The 1240-nt window shown below is 63.1% G+C and carries 1 protein-coding gene; it reads right to left on the bottom strand.

Translation table 11 applies throughout. The features are described from left to right. On the bottom strand, window positions 1-1240 hold a 1240-nt coding region (locus ACZ1IK_RS11190; protein WP_465098517.1), incomplete at both ends, for a type ISP restriction/modification enzyme.

Below are 1240 nucleotides of genomic sequence, written 5' to 3' on the forward strand. Positions count from 1 at the left end.
GGGCCACTTCACCGTTGTAGTTGTCGATCATGCGAGTCACATTCGAGATGAGATGTTCGCTGCTGGAGTTGTAAACCCACGCATCGCGATTCGTCTGGAGCCCAGCGCCATTCGACGCGAAGATCGCGTCCCGTCCGTCCTTCATGGACAGCGGCTGGAATGAGGGGAACCGTTCATCCCGCTGGTTGATCCAATCCCCCTCGGCATTCGGAGTGATCTCCTGCCAGTCCAGAGACCGCAGCGTCGCCCGGTCCACCAGGTCCAGCTTGGTCTTCCGGTCTAGGTAGTCACCGATGTCCTTGTAGTGCAGGCGCGCCTGCTCCACATCCCCGGTCCGCTTCACCAGCAGGAGCACGGCCACGGTGGTCTTGCTGCCCTCACCGAAGACGTTGCCGCTCTCCTTACGGCGCTGGTCCCCGGCCGACCTCGCATTCCCCCGCAGGTTGTACACGTAGATCTCGTGGAACTCCGAGTACAGGGTCTTCCTCAGGCCGTCCGCCGTGTTCCCGTCGATATACCCACCGTTGGACACATAACAGATCACTCCGCCCTGCTCCGATTTCAGCAGCCGGTCAGACCCCCACCGAATGGCCCGGATGTACGAGTCGTAGAGGGAGTTCTTGTTTTGCGCAGTGGAGAGCTTCGCGTAGGTGTCCCGGATGGAGGCGTCCAGCGTCGGGTAGCTCAGATTCGCGTTGTCGTCATTCCCGGACGTCTGCCCCACCGAGTACGGCGGGTTTCCGAGGATCACCCGGATGTCCAGGTTGTTCTGCGCCTGGACGCGGGCGTTGTTGGAGCGGAACACCACCTCGTCGAGCTTGTCGCCGTCCTCCGTCATCTGGAAGGTGTCCGTCAGCACGATGCCGTCGAACGGCTCGTAGCCCACCGCAGCGGGATCCTTGCCGGCGGCCCGGGCCTGGTCGGCCATGAGGCCGTGGAACGCGGCCTCGATGTTGATCGCGGCGATGTAGTACGCCATGAGCAACAGCTCATTGGCGTGCAGCTCCTGTGTGTACTTGCGCAGCAAGTCCTCCGGGCGGATGAGCCCTGATTGCAGCAGGCGCACCACGAACGTCCCCGTGCCCGTGAAGGGATCCAGCACGTGCACGCCCTCATCCGTGACGCCCACACCGAAGTTCTCCCGCAGCGCCTCATCCACGGCACGGAGGATGAAGTCCACCACCTGCACCGGCGTGTACACGATGCCCAGGGACTCCGCCGAGTTGCGTCCGGCAGAGTG

It is taken from the genome of Micrococcus sp. CS26 (assembly GCF_055522295.1).